This is a genomic window from Streptomyces sp. YKOK-I1 (assembly GCF_054660435.1).
Map to the genome: position 1 here is coordinate 4,002,052 of NZ_BAAGDR010000001.1, position 20,782 is coordinate 4,022,833.

Consider the following 20,782-nt stretch of genomic DNA (forward strand, 5'->3'; position numbering starts at 1 on the left):
CCGTGCACCCGGCCCACCCCGCGCGTCTTTGCCCACGGTCCCCGACCCCTCCCACGTTCGCCGTACGCGATGCCACGCCCACGTGCCGTACCTCCACGTGTCGTACACGCGCTTGCCGTACTGATGTACGGACGCCCGGGACGCGCCGGAGGTTGCACGGCCGTCAGCGGGACGCGCCGACGGGCTCCTCCGGTTCGGCCGCGCCGACGAAGGTCCGCCACAGCCGGGCGTAGCGTCCGTCGAGGGCGAGCAGCTCGTCGTGGGTGCCGTCCTCCACGACCCGGCCGTGGTCCATGACGACCACCCGGTCCGCGCGCGCGGCGGTGGTCAGGCGGTGGGCGACGACCAGCGTGGTACGACGGCCCGCCAGACGGTCGGTGGCCTGGTTGACCTGGGCCTCCGTCGCCAGGTCCAGGGCGGCGGTGGCCTCGTCGAGGAGCAGGATGTCCGGGTCGACCAGCTCCGCGCGGGCCAGGGCGATGAGCTGGCGCTGGCCGGCGGAGAGGTTGCGGCCGCGTTCGGCGACGTCGTGGAGGTAGCCGCCGTCGAGGGTGGCGATCATCTCGTGGGCGCCGACCGCCCGCGCGGCCGCCTCGACCTCCGCGTCCGTGGCGTCCGGGCGGCCGTAGGCGATCGCGTCCCGGACGGTGCCGGGGAAGAGATACGCCTCCTGGGGGACGACCCCCAGCCGGTGGCGGTACGCGGTGATGTCCAGGGAGCGCAGATCGGTGCCGTCGACCGTGACCCGGCCGTCGGTGGGGTCGTAGAACCGGGCCACCAGCTTGACCAGGGTCGACTTCCCGGCGCCGGTCTCGCCGACGAAGGCGACCGTCTGTCCGGCGGGGACGCGCAGGTCGATGCCGCCGAGCGCCTCCTCCTCCGTGCCGTACGCGAAGCGCACGTTCTCGAAGGCGATCTCGCCGCGCAGGGAGGGGACCTCCAGCGGCGCGTCGGCCGACCGGGTGGAGGTCGGCTCCCGCAGCAGCTCCTGGATCCGGCCCAGGGATACGGTCGCCTGCTGGTAGCCGTCGAAGACCTGGGAGAGCTGCTGCACCGGGGCGAAGAACAGGTCGATGTACAGCAGGTACGCGACCAGGGCGCCGGTCGTCAGCGTCGCCGCGTCCACCCGGCCCGCGCCCGCGATCAGCACCGCCGCGGCGGCCACCGACGACAGCAGCTGGACGAACGGGAAGTAGATCGAGATCAGCCACTGCCCCCGGATCCGGGCCTGGCGGTAGCTGTCGCTGCGCTCGGCGAACCGCGCCCCGCCGTCCCGCTCGCGCCGGAAGGCCTGCACGATCCGCAGCCCGGACACCGACTCCTGGAGGTCGGCGTTGACCACCGACACCCGCTCACGGGCCAGCTCGTACGCCTTCACGCTCGCCTTGCGGAAGAAGTACGTGGCGACGATCAGCGGCGGCAGCGTCGCGAAGACGACCAGGGCCAGCTGGAGGTCGATCACCAGCAGCGCGACCATGATCCCGAAGAAGGTGACGACCGAGACGAAGGCCGTGACCAGGCCGGTCTGGAGGAAGGTGGAGAGGGCGTCGACGTCCGTCGTCATCCTGGTCATGATCCGGCCGGTCAGCTCGCGCTCGTAGTAGTCGAGCCCGAGGCGCTGGAGCTGGGCGAAGATCTTCAGCCGGAGGCTGTAGAGGACGCGTTCGCCGGTGCGGCCGGTCATCCGGGTCTCGCCGGTCTGCGCCGCCCACTGCACGGCCACCGCGAGCAGGGCGAGCAGCGACGCCGTCCAGACCGCGCCGAGCGCGAGCCGGCTGACGCCGTCGTCGATGCCGTGCCGGATCATGATCGGCAGCAGCAGTCCCATCCCGGCGTCCACCGCGACCAGAGCGAGGCTGATCAGCAGCGGGGCTCCGAAGCCGCGCAGCAGCCGGCGCAGGCCGTACGACTCCTCGGGGGTGACCGCGCGGGACTCGTCCACGTCCGGGGTGTCGGAGGCAGGCGGCAGCGCCTCCACCTGGGCGAGCAGCTCGGGGGTGGCCGGCATGCCCGCCAGCGCGGTGTCCTTCGGCTCACGGTCGCCGGTCCACAGCCGGGGCGTCACCCCGCGCTCGGCGTCGAACTCGGCGTCCAGCTCGTCGCGTACGGAGGTGTCCTGCGCGGCCTCGGCCGGCTGGGCGTGGCCGGGCGAGACGCCGCCCAGCTCGTCGGGGTCGGTGAGCAGGCGCCGGTACAGCGCCGAGCGCTCCTGGAGCTCCTCGTGGGTGCCGAGGTCGGCGAGCCGGCCGGCGTCGAGGACCGCGATGCGGTCGGCGAGGTTGAGGGTGGAGCGGCGGTGGGCGATGAGGAGGGTCGTGCGGCCCTGCATGACCTGCCCCAGCGCCTCGTGGATCTCGTGCTCGACGGCCGCGTCCACCGCCGAGGTCGCGTCGTCGAGGACCAGCAGACGGGGGTCGGTGAGGATCGCGCGGGCGAGGGCGACGCGCTGGCGCTGCCCGCCGGAGAGGGTCAGTCCGTGCTCGCCGACCCTGGTGGCGTAGCCCTCGGGCAGCTCGGCGATGAACCGGTCGGCCTGGGCGGCGCGGGCGGCGGCCTCGATCTGCTCGTCGGTGGCGCCTGGGCGGCCGTACGCGATGTTGGCGCGGACCGTGTCGGAGAAGAGGAAGGAGTCCTCCGGGACCAGGCCGATCGCGGCCCGCAGGGAGTCCTGGGTCAGCTCGCGGACGTCGTGGCCGCCGACCAGGACGGCGCCGCGCGTCACGTCGTAGAAGCGCGGCAGGAGCAGGGAGACCGTCGACTTTCCGGAGCCGGAGGAGCCGACGACCGCGAGGGTCTCCCCCGGGCGGATCTCGAAGCTGAGGCCGTCGAGGACGGGGTGGTCGGCGTCGTAGCCGAAGGAGACGTCGTCGAACTCGACGGTCGCGGGCGCGTCGGCGGGCAGGTCCTTGGTGCCGTCCGTCATCGACGGCTCGGTGTCGATCAGTTCCAGGACGCGCTCGGTGCCGGCGCGGGCCTGCTGGCCGACGGTGAGGACCATCGCCAGCATGCGGACCGGGCCGACGAGCTGGGCGAGGTAGGTGGAGAAGGCGACGAACGTGCCGAGCGTGATGTGCCCGCGGACGGCCAGCCAGCCGCCGAGCGCCAGCATCGCGACCTGGCCGAGGGCGGGGACGGCCTGGAGGGCGGGGGTGTAGCGGGAGTTCAGCCGGATGGTGCGCAGGCGTCCCGCGAACAGCCGGCGGCCGACCTCGCGGAGCTTGCCGGTCTCCTGCTCCTCCTGTCCGAAGCCCTTCACCACGCGGACGCCGCTGACGGCCCCGTCGACCACGCCCGCGACGGCCGCCGCCTGGGCCTGGGCGTACCAGGTGGCGGGGTGCAGCCGGCTGCGGGAGCGCTTCGCGATCCACCACAGGGCGGGGGCGACCGCGAGGGCGACCAGGGTGAGCGGCAGGGACAGCCAGGCCATCACCACGAGGGAGATCACGAAGAGGGCGAGGTTCCCGATGGTCATGGGGAGCATGAACAGCAGGCCCTGGATCAGCTGGAGGTCGCTGGTGGCCCGTCCGACGACCTGGCCGGTGGACAGCTCGTCCTGACGGCGGCCGTCGAGCCGGGTGATCGTCTCGAACATCTCCGTGCGGAGGTCGTGCTGGACGTCGAGGGCGAGGCGGCCGCCGTAGTAGCGGCGGACGTAGGTGGAGACGTAGACGAGCAGCGCGGCGACGATCAGCAGGCCCGCCCAGGGGGCCATGTCGCGGGTGTGGGCGCCGACGACGTCGTCGATGATCACCTTGGTGACCAGGGGGACGAGGGCCATCACGGCCATGCCGGCGAGGGAGGAGGCGAGGGCCAGCACGACGTCCTTCGGATACCGCCAGGCGTATCCGGCCAGCCGCCGTGCCCAACCCTGTTTTCCGCTCACGCCGGAGCCCTCCGATCACAGACCTGCTCTACCGGAAGGCACCAACACCGACGGCGGGGGATTTCATCCCACCGCAACAAACCGAGCGAGTGGTCAGACCCGTACCCGGAGGTAAGAGAAGCGGGTCGTCTGGGTCGCGTTCTGGTTGTCGTCGCTCACCAGGAGGACCCGGTACGTGCCCTTCTCGTGGCCCGTGACGACCATGCCCTCGATGTTGTCCAGGAGGGGGTTCGGCTGGGGCTGCCTGGCGGTCGCGCCGAGGGTGGGGCAGGTCACGAGGTCGGTGAGGAGGGTCTTCTTGATCAGGCGGACGTCCGGTTGGCCGGTGAGCGCGTCGACGGCGCTCGTGTCCGTGGCGTGGCGGGGGTCGGCCAGGTAGAGGCGGACCGTGTTGCCGACGCCGGCGGTGTAGCCGCGCTCCAGGACGAGGAGGCGGCCGTCGGGGAGGGCCTGCACCTCGGGGACGCCGAGGAAGGGGGCGTCGGTGCGGTAGGCGTACTGGGCCGACGGCGTGAAGTGGTCGCCCTTCGTGCGCCGCCAGGTCTGGAAGCGGACGATCCCCGCGGTGTCGCCGGAGATCGCGTACTCCATCGAGGCGAGGAGGGTGCGGCCGCCGGGGAGGAGGGTCAGGCCCTCGAAGGTCTGGTTGGCGGTCGCGCGGCCGGCGGGGGCGACGAGGAGGGCGGCGGGCACGGGGAGACGGTCGAGGATCGTGCCGTCGGTGCCGTAGCGGCGGATGGACGGCTCGGTCTCGGAGGTGATGAGCCGGGTGCCGTCCCGGTCGATCACGAGGCCCTCGGAGTCGAGCGCGGCGCCGTTCTCGTCGGCGAGCGCGACGGCCTTGCGCGGGGCGAGGGTGCGGGCGTCCAGGTCGAAGAGGGAGGAGCGGTCGGAGAGGGCGGCGAGGGAGCCGTCCCGGTCGAGCGCGAGGGCGGAGAGGTTCCCGACGAAGGTGCCGTCGTACGTCGTCTTGTCGAGGGCGTCGGAGAAGCGGTCCAGAAGGACCGCGGGCGAACAGGCGTGGGCGGCCGGGTCGTCGGCGTGCGCGGGCCCGGCGGCGGTGAGGGTGGCGGCCGCCGCCAGGCCGGCGGTGAGGGTGGCGAGTACGGTTCGCAGGCGCATGGGCGTCACCGTAGGACCGGTCGGTGACGTGCGGGGGGCAACTCGTTGAAGAGCAGGCCCTACAACGCGGCGAGGTCCTTGTGGATGACCTTCGCGACGCCCTGGATGGTCGTGATGCCGTAGTTCATGGTGCTGTTGTCCTGGGTGAGGACGGTGATCATGTAGTCGTGGCCGCCGCCCTTGAAGGTGCCGACGCTGTGGACGCGCCAGCCGTGCGTGGCCCGGGAGAGCCAGCCGTTCTTGACGTGCCAGGTGACGTTCGAGGGCCGGCCGTAGGGGGTGCCCCAGCGCTGCGAGGAGATGACCTTGCCCATCAGCGTGCTGATGTAGGAGCGCGAGGCGGTGGTGAGGACCGTGTTCGAGGCGGTGATCAGCTTGAGCAGCTTCTGCTCGTCGGTCACGGTGATCTGGGTCAGGCCCCAGTAGCCGTTCGCGCCCGGCTTGGTCTGGGTCATCCCGGCGGCGGCCAGGAAACCCTTGATCTTCGTCAGACCGAGCTGCCGCCACAGGGTGGAGGTGGAGGTGTTGTCCGACTGGGTGATCATCTTGGTGGCGAGCGACTTCTCGGTGCTGGTGAGCGCCCGGTCCGTCTTCTGCGCGTCCCACAGCAGGGTGGCGAGCACGGTCACCTTGACGACGCTGGCGGAGTCGTAGGCGGTGGAGGCCCGCAGGGTGCAGGTCGTCTTGGTGGAGCGGTCGTAGAGCCCGACCGCGACGGTGCCCTTGCGGTTGGCGAGGGCCGCCGTGATGTCCCTCTTCAACTTGGTGGCCAGCGCCGCCTTGCTGGACGTACAGCTGACGGCGGGTGTGACGGCCGTGGCGGGCGCGGCGGTGGCCACGCCGGTGAGGAGGACGCCGGTGCCGAGGGCGGTGGCGGCCAGCACCCTGCTGCGTCTGGGAGTCCGGTGAGTCATGCCCTGTTGACTCACCAGTTCGGGCGAATGGTTGTACGAGTCGCAGGGATTGGGCAAAGCGTGGGCAACCCGTTACCGGCCCCTGTGAGTCTTCACAGGCTGCGGCCAGGTCCGGCACAGCGGCCGCCCACAACGGACGTACAGCATGCGAAGAGTGACATCTGCCACCGATCCACTCCCCCCGCACGAGACCGTGTCCCCCGACTGGCCGCCGCCGACGCCGTCCGAGACGGCCCCCGCGGCGCCCCCACCGGACAAGGCGCCGCGCTGGTCCCTGCCCGCGTTGCTCGCGATCCTGGTCCTGGCGGCGGTGCTCTACGGCTGGAACCTGTCGGGCAACAGCCTCAACAGCTTCTACAGCGCCGCCATCTACAGCGGTACGAAGAGCTGGGAGGCGTGGTTCTTCGGCTCGCTCGACGCCGGGAACTTCATCACCGTCGACAAGCCGCCGTTCGCGCTCATGGTCATGGGCCTGTCCTGCCGGATCTTCGGTTTCGGCACCTGGCAGATGATGGCGCCGGAGATCGGGGCGGCGCTCGGCACGATCTGGATCCTGCACTCCTCCGTGAAGCGGGTGTTCGGGCATGCCGCGGCCACGATCGCCGCCCTCGTGCTCGCGCTGACGCCCATCACCGTCGCCATCAACCGCGACAACAACCCCGACACCGTCCTCGTGCTGCTGATGGTGGGCGGCGCGGCCCTCGCGCTGCGCGCCACGCGCGACGACCGGCTGCTGCCGCTCATCGGCTCGGCGGTGTGCTTCGGCCTCGCGTTCAACACCAAGATGCTCCAGGGCTACATCGCCCTGCCGGCCGTCTTCGCCGTGTACGTCTACGCCTCGAAGCTCGGCTGGAAGAAGAAGGCCGTCAACCTGGCCCTCGCGGCCGTGGCACTGGCCGTCTCCAGCTTCTGGTGGGCGACCGCCGTGTCCCTCGTGCCCGCCGACGACCGGCCCTACATCGGCGGTTCGACCGACGGCAGCGCCTGGGACCTGATCATGGGCTACAACGGCCTGGGCCGCGTCCTCGGCGGTGAGGGCAACGGCGGCGGAGGTGGCGGTGGAGGCGGCACCTTCGCCGGAACGGCGGGCGTCGGGCGGATGTTCAACGACATCCTCGGCGGCCAGATCTCCTGGCTGATCCCCTTCTCGGGCATCGCGCTCGTGGCCGGGCTCGTGCTGTGCGGGCGCGCCCCGCGCACCGACCTGACACGGGCCGCGCTGGTCCTGTGGGGCGGCTGGACCGTGCTGCACTACTTCACGTTCGCCCTCGCCGAGGGCACCATGCACCCCTACTACACGACCGCGCTCGCCCCGGGCATCGCGGCGCTCACCGGCGGCGGCGGGGTCATGCTGTGGCGCGCCTTCCGCGGCGGTGACGTCCGCTGGTCGTGGGTGCTGCCCGCGGGGCTGGCCGTGACCGGCGTCTGGGCGATCGTGCTGCTGCGCCGGGCCACCGGCTGGAACACCTGGCTGTGGCCGGTGATCGGCGTGCTCATGGTCCTGGCGATCGCGGGCCTGTTCGTGCTGCGGTCCGCGAGCTCCGGCACCCGGCTGCGGCTGCTCGGCGCGTCCGTCGCGGCGGCGGTCGTGGCGGCCCTCGCCGGTCCCACGGCGTACGCGGCCTCGCCCGCCTTCGGCAGCTCCAGCGGCATGATGGGCGGCACCAACCCGACCGCCGGCCCCTCCACGGGGGGCGGCATGGGCGGCGGTGGCGGCCGGGGCGGCTTCGGCGGCGGCAACGGCGGCAGCGGCGGTCCCGGTGGGCAGATGCCGGGCGGTACCCAGCAGGGCGGCGGCCAGGCGAGCGGTGAGTTCCCCGGCGGCGGCAACGGCCAGATGACTCCGGGCGGCGGCAACGGGGAGCTTCCCCAGGGCGGCGGCGCTCCCAGCGGCGCGCCGGGCGGTGGCCAGGACGGTCAGCAGGGCGGCCAGCAGGACGGTCAGCAGGGCGGCATGAACGGGGAGTTCCCCGGCGGCGCCCAGGGTGGCGGCGAGAACGGTTCGGCTCCGGGCGGCGGTACGAGTGGTGGCCCCGGCGGCGGCACGGGCGGCGGCGGTATGGGCGGCGGCGGTATGGGCGGTGCCGACAGCGAGCTCGTCTCGTACCTGGAGAAGCACCAGGACGGCGCCACCTGGCTGATCGCGGTGTCCAACTCGCAGAGCGCGGGCCAGATGATCCTGAGCACCGGCAAGCCCGTCATCTCGATGTTCGGCTTCACCGGCTCGGACAACGCGATGACCCTGGCCAGGCTCAAGGAGCTGGTGAAGAAGGGCGAGCTGCACTACATCCAGCTCGGCGGCGGCATGGGGATGGGCGGCAACAACAGCCAGAACCAGGAGCTGACGACGTGGGTGCAGAAGCACGGGACGGCGGTGAAGGAGAGCGAGTACAGCTCGTCGTCCGACTCGTCGAGCACCTCCAGCTCTTCCAGCTCTTCCAGCTCTTCCAGCTCCTCGATCTACCGGCTGGACCCGTCCGACGTGAGCTGACATGAGCTGAGCGGTACGGTACAGAACGGCCCCTGACATCCCGTCAGGGGCCGTTTTCGTAGGTTCACACACAGTCAACTCGCGTAGATGAGGGGCGATTTGCCGTTTCCGGTCACCGAATGGACACGCACAGTCCATTTACACGGCCGCATGTCCATGTCACGCTCCCGATTGCCGCCCCCAATCAACCCGCGTAGATCGGACACCCCACATGCTGGCGACACGCATCCGCCGATGGAAGTCGGTGGCGCTTGGCACCGCTGCCGTCCTGGTCGGCCTCACCGTGCCCGCGCTCACCGCGACCCCCGCCGCGGCGACGACGACGGCGTACGACTCGACGTACTACAAGAACGCGGTGGGCAAGACGGGTACGAGCCTGAAGTCGTCCCTCCACACGATCATCAGCACCGGCGTCTCGAAGATCTCGTACTCCGCGGTCTGGGACGCGCTGAAGGTCATCGACCAGGACCCGAACAACAGCAGCAACGTCCTCCTGCTGTACAGCGGTGTCTCGCGCAGCAAGTCCCTCAACGGCGGGGACGTCGGCGACTGGAACCGTGAGCACACCTGGGCCAAGTCCCACGGCGACTTCGGCGAGTCGGTCGGCCCCGGCACCGACCTGCACCATCTGCGCGCCTGCGACGTCCAGGTCAACAGCACCCGGGGCAACCTGGACTTCGACAACGGCGGCAGCACGGTCACGGGCGGCGGCGGCAGCAAGGTCGACTCCGACTCCTTCGAGCCGCGCGACGCCGACAAGGGCGACGTGGCCCGCATGATCCTGTACATGGCCGTCCGCTACGACGGCGGCGACGGCTTCGCCGACCTGGAGCCCAACGAGAAGGTCAGCAACGGCAGCAACCCGTACATGGGCAAGCTCTCCGTCCTCAAGGCGTGGAACGAGGCGGACCCGCCGAGCGCCTTCGAGGAGAAGCGCAACCAGGCCATCTACGACACCTACCAGCACAACCGCAACCCGTTCATCGACCACCCGGAGTGGGTCGAGGCGATCTGGTAGGACACCGCATCCCACAGCCCCGCCACAGGGCCCTCCCGGAGTGTTCCCGGGAGGGCCCTGTGTCATGGGCGTCTTGGTGGATCATGGTCGTGATGATCACCAGGGCGGGCGTGGAAGCGGGGAGGAACGAACCAGTGGGCTACTGCCTGGAGATGAGCACCGGTGACATGCGGGGTGTGATCCGGCTGCTCACCGCGGTGGAGCGGACGCAGGAACAGGAGCGGATGCTCGCCCTCGTGCGCGAGCGGTGCGAGAAGACCGACGCGCGACTGCGGGAGGAGCGCATCGACCTCCAGGTGTCGGTCGTGCGGGCGCTGGAGGAACTCGTCGAGGGCGGCCCGCCCCGTGCGGAGCTGTGTCCGGCCTACACGTACGCCTTCCGCGAGGCCGTGGCCCCGCACTTCTCCGACACGATCGGCATCGGGACGTGGCGCCGGCCGTCCTGGTTCTTCATGCTGGACAGCGAGCTCGCCCGGCACGGTGTCCCGCGGGAGGTCCTGCCCGCGACCTTCCTCTTCAGCGGACCGCCGCTGCGGCTGCCGCACCCCGGTGACGCGGTCCCGCAGATCGGTGTGCTGCCCGCCCAGCGGGCGGCGCTGCTGGCGGAGGCGTACGAGAGGGTGCTGAACCGGCTGGACCGCGAGTTCACCGAGACGGCGGGGCGGTTCGCCGAGCTGATGCGGTTCGAGGCGGAGGAGTGGGAGACGGCCCGCCGACTGGGCCGCAGGGACGACACGATCTTCTTCTGGTTCGGCTGAGACCCACCTGGCTCAAGCCGGTTCGTAGCGGGCCCTTCGGGCGAGCGGCTGGAAGCCCAGGCTCCGGAACAGTGCCGCGGACGCCGGGTTGTTGGCGTTGACGTCGAGGAAGGCCTCGTTCTCGCCGGCTGCCCGCATGCGGGTGAGCGCCGTGAGAGCGAGGCAGCGGCCGAGGCCACGGCGTCGCCAGGACGGGACCGTGCCCACCTGGATCACGAAGTCGCGGGCACAGGTGACGAAGCCGAGCGGGGCGCCGTCGGCCGAGCGGGCCAGCAGGGAGTACCGGGGGCGGAAGTCGTCGTCGCCCGCCGTCCAGTCGGTCCACCGGGACCGGGACCAGCCGGGGAATCCGGGGCGGTCGGCGAAGGAGACGCGGTAGGCCTCGAAGAACTCCGGCTGACTGTCGTCGCTCCACTCGGCCAGGACGACACCGGACGGCGGCTGAACCCGGGGGAAGGGTGCCGACAGGTCGCGGCGCATGACGTCCTCCGCGAACGTCCGGCGCAGGCCGCGTGCCCCGAAGACGGCGTCGGCCTGCGGGGTCAGTGACTCCGTCTCCACGCGGAGATCGCCGGCCCGCCGCCGAGCCGTCTCCAGCAGACGGTCGAGAAGGGCGGTGCCGATCCCCCGGCCCCGATGGGACGGGTCGACCTGGCCGGTCACCACGATCGAGCCGCCGGCCTCGCGGACCGAGCCCGCCGCGACCAGGGTGCCGTCGTGGAAGGCTCCGACGGCTGTGACACCCGGGCCCGCGTACCGTCCCCCGACGTACCCGGGGGACGCGGTGGCCGGGAGTCCGCCGTCCGCGGCCAGGCAGCGCACGGAGAGGTCCACGACGGTCGGCACATCCATGTCAGAGAGGTCAGCCCAGTCCATGCCCCTCAGGATGCCTCAGCCGAGGTGCGTCGGGGCGAACATCCGCAGCAGGGCCGGGAGAACGACCACCGAAGGGCCGGGAGTGGTCAGGGACTTGGTCAGGTCCTGCTCCAGGGTCTCCGGGGAGGTCGACAGGGCCGGGACGCCGAAGGACTCGGCGAGGGCCACGTAGTCGGGGCGGGTCAGTTCGGTGCCGGTGGTGGCGCCGAAGGCGTCCGTCATGTACTCGCGGAGGATGCCGTAGCCGCCGTCGTCGACGATGAGCCAGGTGACGGGGAGGCCGTACTGCTTCGCCGTCGCCAGTTCGGCGATCGAGTAGAGGGCGCCGCCGTCGCCGGAGACCGCGAGGACCGGGCGGGTGGGGTCGGCGGCGGCCGCGCCGAGCGCCGCCGGGTAGGCGTAGCCGAGGCCGCCCGCGCCCTGGGCGGAGTGCATGGTGTTGGGGCCCGCGGGGTCGAAGGCGGACCAGGCCCAGTAGGAGAGGATCGTCATGTCCCAGAAGGACGGGGAGTCGGCCGGCAGGGCCCTTCTGACCGACGTCAGCAGGTCCTGCTCCAGGGTGAGGTCCTGGGAGGCGATGCGCTCCGACACACGGGACAGGACGGTCCGTACGCGGGCCGGTGCCTCCGGGTCCTCGCGTCGGTCCACCGTCTCCAGCAGGGCCTGGAGGGCCAGCCGGGCGTCGGCGTGGATACCGAGGGCCGGGTGGTTGGACTCCAGTTTGCCGAGGTCGGCCTCGATCTGGACGACCCGGCCGCGCGGGGTGAACGTGTGGTAGTTCGAGGAGAGTTCGCCGAGGCCCGAGCCGATCACCAGCAGGACGTCGGCGTCCTCCAGGAAGTCCGTGGTGTGCCGGTCCTCCAGCCAGGACCGCAGGGACAGGGGATGCGTCCAGGGGAAGGCGCCCTTGCCGCCGTAGGTCGTGACGACGGGGGCCTGGATCCGCTCCGCCAGTTGCCTCAGCTTGCCCGAGGCGTCCGCGCGCACCACTCCCCCGCCCGCGATGATCGCCGGCCGGGCAGCGCGCGCGAGCAGGTCGGCGGCCACCGCGGTCAGTTCGGGGCGGGGCGGCAGGTCCTCGGGGAAGGCGTCCACCCCGGTGACGACGGGGATCGACGTCGGTGCGAGCAGCACGTCCTGGGGGATCTCCACCCACACCGGGCCGTGCGGGGCCGTCAGCGCCGACGTCCAGGCCGCCGCGACGGCCGAGGGGATCTGGGACGCGCTGCGGACCGTGTGGACCGACTTCACCACCCCCCGGAAGGACGCCGCCTGGTCCGGGAGTTCGTGAAGATAGCCGTGGCGGCCGCCGCCCAGTCCCGCCGTCGGGATCTGGCTGCTGATCGCCAGCACCGGCGCGGAGGCGGAGGCCGCCTCGTGCAGCGCGGCGAGCGAGGTCAGCGCGCCCGGCCCGGTCGACAGCAGCAGCGGGGCGGCCTCCCCGGTGATCCGGCCGTAGCCGTCCGCGGCGAAACCCGCGTTGTTCTCCACCCGCAGACCGACGTACCGCAGGGAGGAGCGGCGCAGGGCGTCGAACACGCCCAGCGCGTGCTGGCCGGGCAGCCCGAAGACCGTGGTCGCGCCGAGCGCGGCCAGGGTCTCCACGACGAGGTCTCCGCCGATGCGGCCGGGGGGAGGGTTGAGTGCGGCCTCCGTCTGCGCGGCCGTCGGGCGGAGCACCAGGTCGTGGTCGTGGGTCACTTCGCGCGGGCCTCGGCAATCTGACGGGACATGATCGTGGTCAGTTCGTACGCCGTGTGGGACGCGGCCACCGACGTGATCTCCGCGTGATCGTACGCGGGGGCCACCTCGACGACGTCGGCGGAGACCAGGTTGCAGGAGGCGAGTCCGCGCAGGATCTCCAGCAGCTCGCGGGAGGTCATACCGCCGGCCTCGGGGGTGCCGGTGCCGGGGGCGTGCGCCGGGTCCAGGCAGTCGATGTCGATGGAGATGTACAGCGGCCGGTCGCCGATGCGCTGCCGGAGCTGGTCGGCGACCTCGTCGGCGCCGCGCCGGTAGACGTCCGCCGAGGTGACGATGCCGAAGCCCATCTTCTCGTCGTCGGTGAGGTCCTGCTTGCCGTAGAGGGGGCCGCGGGTGCCGACGTGCGAGAGGGCCTCGGTGTCGAGGATGCCCTCCTCCACCGCCCGGCGGAACGGCGTGCCGTGCGTGTACTCGGCCCCGAAGTAGGTGTCCCAGGTGTCGAGGTGGGCGTCGAAGTGCAGCAGCGCGACCGGGCCGTGCTTCTTCGCCACGGACCGCAGCAGGGGCAGCGCGATGGTGTGGTCGCCGCCCAGCGTCATCAGCCGGGCCCCGGTGCCGAGCAGGTCGTCCGCCGCGGCCTCGACCGTCTCGACGGCCTCGTTGATGTCGAACGGGTTCACCGCGATGTCTCCGCCGTCCGCGACCTGCGCGAGGGCGAAGGGGGAGGCGTCCTGCGCCGGGTTGTAGGGGCGCAGCAGCCGGGACGCCTCACGGATCGCGTTGCCGCCGAAGCGGGCGCCCGGCCGGTAGGAGACACCCGAGTCGAACGGCACACCGACCACGGCCACGTCGGCGCGGCCGACCTCGTCGAGGCGGGGCAGCCGGGCGAAGGTCGCGGGTCCGGCGTACCGCGGGATACGGGAGGAGTCGACGGGTCCGCGAGGCGTGTCGTTGCCGCTCATGGTCACAGGCCTTCTTTCTGGGGGTGTCTCCACGGTAGGTGGCCGACCGACGGCCGCGAAGCGTACGTTTCATCCATACGGCGTCCAGGAAATGGAGGGAACGCACACCATGTCCGAGAAACCCGCGGTCCCCCTCACCCCACCGGTCCCGCTCGCCGCGCTGCTGGCCCGCGAGGACCTGGCGCTGCGGCAGATCGCCGGGCCCGTCGACGCCGGTACGGTCCTGCACGGGGCGCACACCTCGGAGATGGCCGACCCGTACCCGTATCTGCTGGGCGGTGAGCTGCTGCTGACGGCCGGGGTGCACATTCCGTCGACGGCCGACCCGGGCCCGTACTTCGACGCCTACGTCTCCCGGATCACGGCGGCGGGCGGGGCCGCCCTCGGCTTCGGGGTGGCGCCGGTGCACGACATCGTGCCGCGCGCGCTGATCGCGGCCTGCGACACCCATGGCCTCCCCCTGGTCGAGGTCCCGCCCCGGACGACGTTCGCGACCGTGGCCCGCGCGGTCTGGCAGCTCATGGAACGCGCCCGCACCGCCGAACTACGCCGTGTCACCGAGGCCCAGCAGAGCCTCGCCGCGGCCGCCGCCCGCCCCGACCCGGTCCCGTCCGTCCTGCGCCGGCTGGCCCAGCGGATCGGGGGCAGGGCCGTCCTGTACGGCCCGGAGGGCAGTGAGATCGCGACGGCGGGCGGTCCGTCGGACACCGACGGCTCCTTGTCCGACCTGGCCCACCGGCTCACCGCCCGCGCCTCCGCCACCGCCAGCGCCACCACGCCCACCGGCACCCACCTCACGGCCTACGCCCTGAGCCAGGACTTCGTCCTGACGGTGGCCACCCCCACCCACACACCCGGCGACCACACCATCGCCCAGGTGGCGGCGGTCCTGCTGACCCTCCTGACCGGCGCCCAGGAGACGGGCTCGGCAACGGCCCGCACGTCGGCCCTGGTCAGACTGCTGCTGGGGGCGGCGCCGGAGGAGGTGGCACCACTGCTGGGCAGCGGCGACCGGTGGTACGTGGTACACGCCTCGCCTTCTGAGCGACGGGAGGAGGCCAGCTCCGGGGCGCGGGGCCCTGTCGATATGCGGCTCCGCCGCGGGGCGCGGCCAGCCACAACGCACCCGCACGCGCCGGACCAGCTCTCCGCCACCACACTGGGCGCAGCCCTCGGCTCCCCCCTCATAGACCTCACACCCGACGCCGTCCGCATCCTCGTACCAGCCGACCGCACCCCCGAACCCCAGCCCGGCTGGACCCTCGGCATCAGCGACAGCGCACCCGCCCACCACCTCGCCACAGCCGACGCGCAAGCGTCCCGCGCCCTGGCCCGCGCCCGCGCGACCCGCACCCCCGTGGCCCGCCACACACCCCCCAAGGCCTTCACCTCCCTGCTCCCCCCAGGAGAAGCCGAGGAACACGCCCGCGCCCTCCTGGCCCCCCTCGCCGCGACCCCGGCCCTGAAGGAAACCCTCCGCACCTGGCTCTCCCTGCACGGCAGCTGGGACAGAACGGCCGTCGCCCTCGCCGTGCACCGCAACACGGTCCGTCAGCGGATGGCCCGCTGCGCGAGCCTGCTGGGGACGGATCTGGACGACCCGGACGTCCGGGCGGAGCTGTGGTTCGCCCTGCGCGTGATCGACCAGTGACGCATGTCCCAGCGCCCGGAACGGTGACGACGGCCACAGTCCGCTGCCCCACAATGGGGACCATGCCGATACCCGGGACCCCCAGCCGCGCCGAACTCGTCGACCACCTCGTCAGAACCCGTATCGCGGGTGAGGTCGCCACGCCGCGCGAGAACAACCTCTCCCACTACCGCCAGCTCGCGAACGGCAACCGGAACTACTGGTTCGGTCTGGAACTCGGCGACCGCTGGACGGACGAGCAGGACGTGCTCGCGGTGATGGCGGAGCGGGTGGGGGTCAACGACGACGCCGAGCACCGCTACGGCCAGGACACCATCGACCCGGAGCTGACCGTGGACGGTCTGGACCGGATGGCGGCGCGGCTGCGCAAGGCCGCCGAGGGGCGGCAGCGGGTGCTGTTCGCGACCGGTCACCCGGGCGGTCTGCTGGATGTGCACCACGAGACCTCCGCCGCGCTGCGGGCGGCCGGCTGCGAGATCGTGAAGATCCCGGAGGGGCTCCAGACGGACGAGGGGTACGTCTGGCAGGTCGCCGGGGTGGCGGTGCTGGAGCACGGGGCGACGCTGTGGCACACCCACTCGGGCGCGCCGATGAAGGCGATCCTCACCGCGCTGGAGCTGACGGGCCGCCCGCTGCCGGATCTGGTGGTCGCCGACCACGGCTGGGCGGGGTACGCCGGACAGCACGGCGTGGACTCCGTCGGGTACGCCGACTGCAACGACCCGGCGCTGTTCCTCGCGGAGGCCGAGGGAACCGTACAGGTGGCGGTCCCCCTCGACGACCATGTGCCCAACGCGCGCCACTACGACCTGATGGTCGCGTACCTGCTGGCGGAGGCCGGGCTCGAGGAGGGCTAGCTAGGCCCTCGGGACGCGGACCACGCCCTCCTGGATCACCGAGACCGCGAGTTGTCCGTCCTGCGTGTAGATGCGGGCCTGGCCGAGGCCGCGTCCGCCGGACGCGGACGGCGACTCCTGGTCGTAGAGCAGCCACTCGTCGGCGCGGAACGGGCGGTGGAACCACATCGCGTGGTCCAGGGAGGCCCCGACGACGTCCCCGACGGCCCAGCCGCCGCGCCCGTGCGCGAGCAGGATGGAGTCGAGGAGGGTCATGTCGGAGACGTAGGTGGCGAGGACGACGTGCAGCAGCGGGTCGTCCGCGAGCTTGCCGTTGGTGCGGAACCAGACCTGGCTGTGCGGTTCGCGCGGCTCGCCGAACCTGCCGTAGGGCGGGTCGTCGACGTACCGCAGGTCGATCGCCTCACGGGCCTCCAGGAACCGCTCGACGACCGCGGGGTCGAGATGGTCGTAGCCGCGCAGCCGTTCCTGGCCGGTGGGGACCGTCTCGGGGTCGGGGGCGGGCGGCATGGGGGCCTGGTGGTCGAGGCCCTCCTCGTACGACTGGAAGGACGCCGACAGCGCGAAGATCGGCCGGCCGTGCTGGACGGCGACCGCGCGGCGGGTGGTGAAGGAGCGGCCGTCGCGGATCCGCTCGACGTTGTAGACGATGGGCGCGCCCGGGTCGCCCATGCGCAGGAAGTACGCGTGCAGGGAGTGGGCGTGCCGGTCGGCGGGGACCGTACGCCCGGCGGCGACCAGCGCCTGCGCCGCCACCTGTCCCCCGAAGACCCGGGGGACGACGGCGGAGCGGGACTGGCCGCGGAAGATGTTCTCCTCGATCTGCTCGAGGTCGAGCAGATCGAGGAGATCCTGAAGTGCCTGACTCATGGCTTCTAGTTGTACCGGCCAGTAATTGCCGGGACCTTACAGACCCATGTCCTTCGCGATGATCGACTTCATGATCTCGCTGGTGCCGCCGTAGATCCGGTTGACGCGGTTGTCGGCGTACAGACGGGCGATCGGGTACTCGTTCATGAATCCGTAGCCGCCGTGGAGCTGGAGGCAGCGGTCGATGACGCGGTGGGCGACCTCGGTGGTGAACAGCTTGGCGGAGGCGGCCTCGGCGGCGGTCAGCTCGCCGGCGTCCAGGGCCTCGGTGGCGCGGTCCACGACGGCCTCGGCGGCGTCCACCTCGGCCTGGCAGGCGGCCAGCTCGAACTTGGTGTTCTGGAAGGACGCGACGGTCTGGCCGAAGACGGTGCGCTCCTTGACGTAGTCCTTGGCGAACCGGACGGCGGCCCTGGCCTGGGCGTAGGCGCCGTAGGCGATGCCCCAGCGCTCGGAGGCGAGGTTGTGGCCGAGGTAGTAGAAGCCCTTGTTCTCCTCGCCGAGGAGGTCCTCGACGGGGACCTTGACGTCGACGAACGCCAGCTCGGCGGTGTCGGAGGTCTTCAGGCCCAGCTTGTCGAGCTTGCGGCCGACGGAGTAGCCCTCGGCCTTGGTGTCGACGACGAAGAGGGAGATGCCGTGACGGCGGTCCTCGGCGGTCGGCGCGGAGGTGCGGGCGCAGACGATCATGCGGTCGGCGTGCACGCCGCCGGTGATGAAGGTCTTGGCGCCGTTGAGGACGTAGTGCGTGCCGTCCTCGGAGAGCTTGGCGGTGGTGCGCATGCCGGCGAGGTCGGAGCCGGTGCCCGGCTCGGTCATCGCGATGGCCCACATCTCCTCGCCGGAGACGAACTTCGGCAGGAAGCGCTTCTTCTGCTCGTCGGTGGCGAGGAGCTTGATGTACGGCAGGCCGAGCAGGACGTGCACGCCGGAGCCGCCGAAGGTGATGCCGGCGCGGGCGGTCTCCTCGTAGAGGATGGCCTCGAACTTGTAGGAGTCGATGCCGGCGCCGCCGTACTCCTCGTCGACGCGGATGCCGAAGACGCCCAGCTCGGCGAGCTTGTAGTAGAAGTCGCGCGGCGCCTGGCCGGCCTCGAGCCACGCGTCGTAGACGGGGACGACCTCGGCCTCGATGAAGGCCCGGAGGGTCTCCCGGAACGCCTCGTGATCCTCGTTGAACACCGTACGGCGCACCGCCGCCACCTCCACCTGGCTCAAAGGGTCCATATCTAAGCGCTTGCTCAGATGATTACCGTACCGGTGGGTAGGGAGAGGAGTCCAGAGCCTTCGGGGCACAGCGCCCGTAACGCTCGTCACGCCGACGACGGCACAGCCGCGCCTCCGTCAGGCGCCCGCCGCAGCGAACGCCCCCCGCGCCATCCGGTGCAACAGCACCGCCGTCGCCGTACGGCCCGGGACGGAGCCGGGGCGGGCCAGGTGCGGGGTGGAGTTCAGCAGGCCGAAGACGGAGTGGACGGCCGAGCGGGCCGCCGGTTCGGTGAGGGCCGGGTAGATCTCGCGGACCACCTCCACCCACAGCTCAACGTACTGCCGCTGGAGCTGGCGGACCAGCTTGCGGTCGCTGTCGCGGAGGCGGTCCAGCTCCCGGTCGTGCAGGGTGATCAGGGGGCGGTCGTCGATCGCGAAGTCGATGTGCCCCTCGATGAGCGAGTCGAGGACCGTCTCCGCCGCACCCCCGTCGGCCTCCGCCAGACGGCGCTTCGCGCCGGTCAGGAGCTGGCCGCTGATCCCCACCAGCAGCTCGGCGAGCATCGCGTCCTTGCCCGGGAAGTGCCGGTACAGGCCCGGGCCGCTGATACCGACCGCGGCTCCTATCTCGTCGACCCCGACGCCGTGGAAACCCCGCTCGGCGAACAGCCGCGCGGCCTCCTTGAGGATCTGCTCGCGGCGGGTGGGGGCGTCGGTTCTGGTGGCCATGGAAGTAATTCTAGACAGCGAGGTTAGCGCTCGTTAACCTGATGGAAATGGTTAACGCTCATTAACAGACGATCCTCGTGACGGACGACGGGTGAGGGGAACCGCAGGATGGAGCAGGCACCGGAGCTGACGAGCGCGGCAGACCCCGCGTCTTTGGCCTGGCTGGCCAATGAGCGGGCGCACCGCGAGCTCGTCGGGGAACTGCATGCCAAGCTGGCCGCCGCCCGGCTTGGGGGCGGCGAGCGGGCGCGGGCGCGGCACACCGCGCGCGGCAAGCTGCTGCCCCGGGACCGGGTCGACGGGCTGCTCGACCCCGGCTCGCCCTTCCTCGAACTCGCGCCGCTCGCGGCCGACGGGATGTACGAGGGGCAGGCCCCGGCGGCCGGGGTGATCGCCGGGATCGGGCGGGTCAGCGGGCGCGCGTGCGTGATCGTGGCCAACGACGCCACGGTCAAGGGCGGCACCTACTACCCGATGACCGTGAAGAAGCACCTGCGGGCGCAGGAGGTGGCCCTGGAGAACCGGCTGCCCTGCCTCTATCTGGTGGACTCGGGCGGTGCCTTCCTGCCGATGCAGGACGAGGTCTTCCCCGACCGCGAGCACTTCGGGCGGATCTTCTACAACCAGGCCCGGATGTCGGCGGCCCGGATCCCGCAGATCGCGGCCGTCCTCGGGTCCTGCACGGCGGGCGGGGCGTACGTCCCGGCGATGAGCGACGAGGCCGTCATCGTGCGCGGCCAGGGCACGATCTTCCTGGGCGGTCCCCCGCTGGTGAAGGCCGCCACCGGTGAGGTCGTCACCGCCGAGGAGCTGGGCGGCGGCGAGGTGCACTCGCGGATCTCCGGGGTCACCGACCACCTCGCCGAGGACGACGCGCACGCGCTGCGGATCGTGCGCACCATCGCCGCCACGCTCCCCGCGCGCGGGCCGCTCCCCTGGGAGGTCGCGCCGGTCGTCGAGCCCAAGACCGACCCCTACGGGCTGTACGGCGTGGTCCCGGTGGACTCCCGTACCCCCTACGACGTACGGGAGATCATCGCGCGCGTGGTGGACGGCTCGCGGTTCGCCGAGTTCAAGGCCGAGTTCGGGCAGACCCTGGTCACCGGCTTCGCCCGGATCCACGGCCACCCGGTGGGGATCGTCGCCAACAACGGCATCCTGTTCTCCGAGTCCGCCCAGAAGGGCGCCCACTTCATCGAGCTGTGCGACCAGCGCGGGATCCCGCTGGTGTTCCTGCAGAACATCTCCGGGTTCATGGTCGGCAGGGACTACGAGGCGGGCGGCATCGCCAAGCACGGCGCCAAGATGGTGACGGCCGTCGCCTGCACCCGCGTGCCGAAGCTGACGGTCGTGGTCGGCGGGTCGTACGGCGCGGGCAACTACTCGATGTGCGGCCGGGCCTACTCCCCCCGCTTCCTGTGGATGTGGCCCAACGCCAAGATCTCCGTCATGGGCGGCGAGCAGGCCGCGTCGGTCCTCGCGACCGTCAAGCGGGACCAGCTGGAGGCCGGGGGCGAGAGCTGGCCACTGGAGGAGGAAGAGGCCTTCAAGGCCCCGATCCGCGACCGGTACGAGCGTCAGGGCAGCGCCTACTACGCCACCGCCCGGCTCTGGGACGACGGCGTCATCGACCCGCTGGAGACCCGCCAGGTGCTCGGCCTCGCCCTGACCGCCTGTGCCCACGCGCCCCTGGGGGACCCCCAGTTCGGCGTCTTCCGGATGTAAGGGGCTTGCCACC

The 20,782-nt window shown here is 71.8% G+C and carries 15 protein-coding genes; 6 read left to right on the forward strand and 9 right to left on the reverse strand.

Annotated features, from left to right (window positions below):
* Positions 1-163: 163 nt before the first annotated feature.
* The 3 genes from ACYQ8Q_RS17355 to ACYQ8Q_RS17365 all read right to left on the reverse strand — a co-directional run bounded on the left by ACYQ8Q_RS17355 (position 164) and on the right by ACYQ8Q_RS17365 (position 5,919).
* Positions 164-3,883 carry an ABC transporter ATP-binding protein gene (locus tag ACYQ8Q_RS17355; protein WP_460065939.1) on the reverse strand — a complete coding sequence of 1,240 codons (3,720 nt, stop codon included), beginning with the start codon at positions 3,881-3,883 and terminating at the stop codon, positions 164-166.
* A gap of 93 nt (positions 3,884-3,976) precedes the next feature.
* Positions 3,977-5,005: an esterase-like activity of phytase family protein gene (locus ACYQ8Q_RS17360; protein WP_460065941.1), complete on the reverse strand. Its 1,029-nt coding sequence runs from the start codon at positions 5,003-5,005 to the stop codon at positions 3,977-3,979.
* 59 nt (positions 5,006-5,064) lie between these two features.
* A complete protein-coding gene (locus ACYQ8Q_RS17365; protein WP_460065944.1) occupies positions 5,065-5,919 on the reverse strand; it encodes a serine hydrolase in 855 nt (284 codons plus the stop codon).
* A gap of 154 nt (positions 5,920-6,073) precedes the next feature.
* Here ACYQ8Q_RS17365 and ACYQ8Q_RS17370 point away from each other — a divergent pair, with 154 nt between their 5' ends.
* From ACYQ8Q_RS17370 to ACYQ8Q_RS17380, 3 genes are all read left to right on the forward strand, one after another.
* Positions 6,074-8,410 carry a mannosyltransferase YkcB-related protein gene (locus tag ACYQ8Q_RS17370; protein WP_460065945.1) on the forward strand — a complete coding sequence of 779 codons (2,337 nt, stop codon included), beginning with the start codon at positions 6,074-6,076 and terminating at the stop codon, positions 8,408-8,410.
* A gap of 211 nt (positions 8,411-8,621) precedes the next feature.
* Positions 8,622-9,428 carry an endonuclease I family protein gene (locus tag ACYQ8Q_RS17375; RefSeq protein WP_460065947.1) on the forward strand — a complete coding sequence of 269 codons (807 nt, stop codon included), beginning with the start codon at positions 8,622-8,624 and terminating at the stop codon, positions 9,426-9,428.
* A gap of 92 nt (positions 9,429-9,520) precedes the next feature.
* Positions 9,521-10,186 (forward strand): DUF7691 family protein, encoded by a 666-nt coding sequence (locus tag ACYQ8Q_RS17380; RefSeq protein ID WP_460065949.1) that lies wholly within the window; start codon positions 9,521-9,523, stop codon positions 10,184-10,186.
* A 12-nt stretch (positions 10,187-10,198) separates the two neighbouring features.
* Here the strand turns inward: ACYQ8Q_RS17380 and ACYQ8Q_RS17385 are convergent, their stop codons facing one another.
* From ACYQ8Q_RS17385 to speB, 3 genes are read right to left on the reverse strand one after another with little or no spacing between them, the layout of a single operon-like run.
* Positions 10,199-11,062: a GNAT family N-acetyltransferase gene (locus ACYQ8Q_RS17385; RefSeq protein ID WP_460065950.1), complete on the reverse strand. Its 864-nt coding sequence runs from the start codon at positions 11,060-11,062 to the stop codon at positions 10,199-10,201.
* A gap of 15 nt (positions 11,063-11,077) precedes the next feature.
* Positions 11,078-12,763: a thiamine pyrophosphate-binding protein gene (locus ACYQ8Q_RS17390; RefSeq protein ID WP_460065952.1), complete on the reverse strand. Its 1,686-nt coding sequence runs from the start codon at positions 12,761-12,763 to the stop codon at positions 11,078-11,080.
* Positions 12,760-13,728, reverse strand: a complete 969-nt coding sequence (speB, locus tag ACYQ8Q_RS17395) for an agmatinase (protein WP_460065953.1) — start codon at positions 13,726-13,728, stop codon at positions 12,760-12,762. Before speB ends, ACYQ8Q_RS17390 begins: the two co-directional genes overlap by 4 nt.
* A gap of 109 nt (positions 13,729-13,837) precedes the next feature.
* Here speB and ACYQ8Q_RS17400 point away from each other — a divergent pair, with 109 nt between their 5' ends.
* Both ACYQ8Q_RS17400 and ACYQ8Q_RS17405 read left to right on the forward strand, forming a co-directional pair.
* Positions 13,838-15,379, forward strand: a complete 1,542-nt coding sequence (locus ACYQ8Q_RS17400) for a PucR family transcriptional regulator (RefSeq protein WP_460065956.1) — start codon at positions 13,838-13,840, stop codon at positions 15,377-15,379.
* 62 nt (positions 15,380-15,441) lie between these two features.
* The gene (locus ACYQ8Q_RS17405) at positions 15,442-16,236 is read left to right on the forward strand and encodes a phosphatase (protein ID WP_460065958.1); all 795 of its coding nucleotides are present in this window, start codon (positions 15,442-15,444) and stop codon (positions 16,234-16,236) included.
* Here ACYQ8Q_RS17405 and ACYQ8Q_RS17410 read toward each other — a convergent pair whose 3' ends face one another.
* The 3 genes from ACYQ8Q_RS17410 to ACYQ8Q_RS17420 form a co-directional block, all read right to left on the reverse strand.
* The gene (locus tag ACYQ8Q_RS17410) at positions 16,237-17,106 is read right to left on the reverse strand and encodes an acyl-CoA thioesterase (RefSeq protein ID WP_460065961.1); all 870 of its coding nucleotides are present in this window, start codon (positions 17,104-17,106) and stop codon (positions 16,237-16,239) included. It abuts the gene before it with no gap.
* 36 nt (positions 17,107-17,142) lie between these two features.
* Positions 17,143-18,300, reverse strand: a complete 1,158-nt coding sequence (locus ACYQ8Q_RS17415; RefSeq protein ID WP_359002721.1) for an acyl-CoA dehydrogenase family protein — start codon at positions 18,298-18,300, stop codon at positions 17,143-17,145.
* Between the two features lie 150 nt (positions 18,301-18,450).
* Positions 18,451-19,044, reverse strand: a complete 594-nt coding sequence (locus ACYQ8Q_RS17420) for an SACE_7040 family transcriptional regulator (RefSeq protein WP_460065963.1) — start codon at positions 19,042-19,044, stop codon at positions 18,451-18,453.
* 108 nt (positions 19,045-19,152) lie between these two features.
* Between ACYQ8Q_RS17420 and ACYQ8Q_RS17425 the strand changes: the two genes are divergently transcribed.
* A complete protein-coding gene (locus ACYQ8Q_RS17425; RefSeq protein WP_460065966.1) occupies positions 19,153-20,769 on the forward strand; it encodes a carboxyl transferase domain-containing protein in 1,617 nt (538 codons plus the stop codon).
* The last annotated feature ends 13 nt before the right edge of the window (positions 20,770-20,782 follow it).

Bases quoted from the DNA above. Each gene is read 5' to 3' on its own strand.
- ACYQ8Q_RS17360 (WP_460065941.1), bottom strand. From the start codon at position 5,005: ATGCGCCTGCGAACCGTACTCGCCACCCTCACCGCCGGCCTGGCGGCG.
- ACYQ8Q_RS17365 (WP_460065944.1), bottom strand. From the start codon at position 5,919: ATGACTCACCGGACTCCCAGACGCAGCAGGGTGCTGGCCGCCACCGCC.
- ACYQ8Q_RS17375 (WP_460065947.1), top strand. From the start codon at position 8,622: ATGCTGGCGACACGCATCCGCCGATGGAAGTCGGTGGCGCTTGGCACC.
- ACYQ8Q_RS17380 (WP_460065949.1), top strand. From the start codon at position 9,521: ATGATCACCAGGGCGGGCGTGGAAGCGGGGAGGAACGAACCAGTGGGC.
- ACYQ8Q_RS17385 (WP_460065950.1), bottom strand. From the start codon at position 11,062: ATGGACTGGGCTGACCTCTCTGACATGGATGTGCCGACCGTCGTGGAC.
- speB (WP_460065953.1), bottom strand. From the start codon at position 13,728: ATGAGCGGCAACGACACGCCTCGCGGACCCGTCGACTCCTCCCGTATC.
- ACYQ8Q_RS17400 (WP_460065956.1), top strand. From the start codon at position 13,838: ATGTCCGAGAAACCCGCGGTCCCCCTCACCCCACCGGTCCCGCTCGCC.
- ACYQ8Q_RS17405 (WP_460065958.1), top strand. From the start codon at position 15,442: ATGCCGATACCCGGGACCCCCAGCCGCGCCGAACTCGTCGACCACCTC.
- ACYQ8Q_RS17410 (WP_460065961.1), bottom strand. From the start codon at position 17,106: ATGAGTCAGGCACTTCAGGATCTCCTCGATCTGCTCGACCTCGAGCAG.
- ACYQ8Q_RS17420 (WP_460065963.1), bottom strand. From the start codon at position 19,044: ATGGCCACCAGAACCGACGCCCCCACCCGCCGCGAGCAGATCCTCAAG.
- ACYQ8Q_RS17425 (WP_460065966.1), top strand. From the start codon at position 19,153: ATGGAGCAGGCACCGGAGCTGACGAGCGCGGCAGACCCCGCGTCTTTG.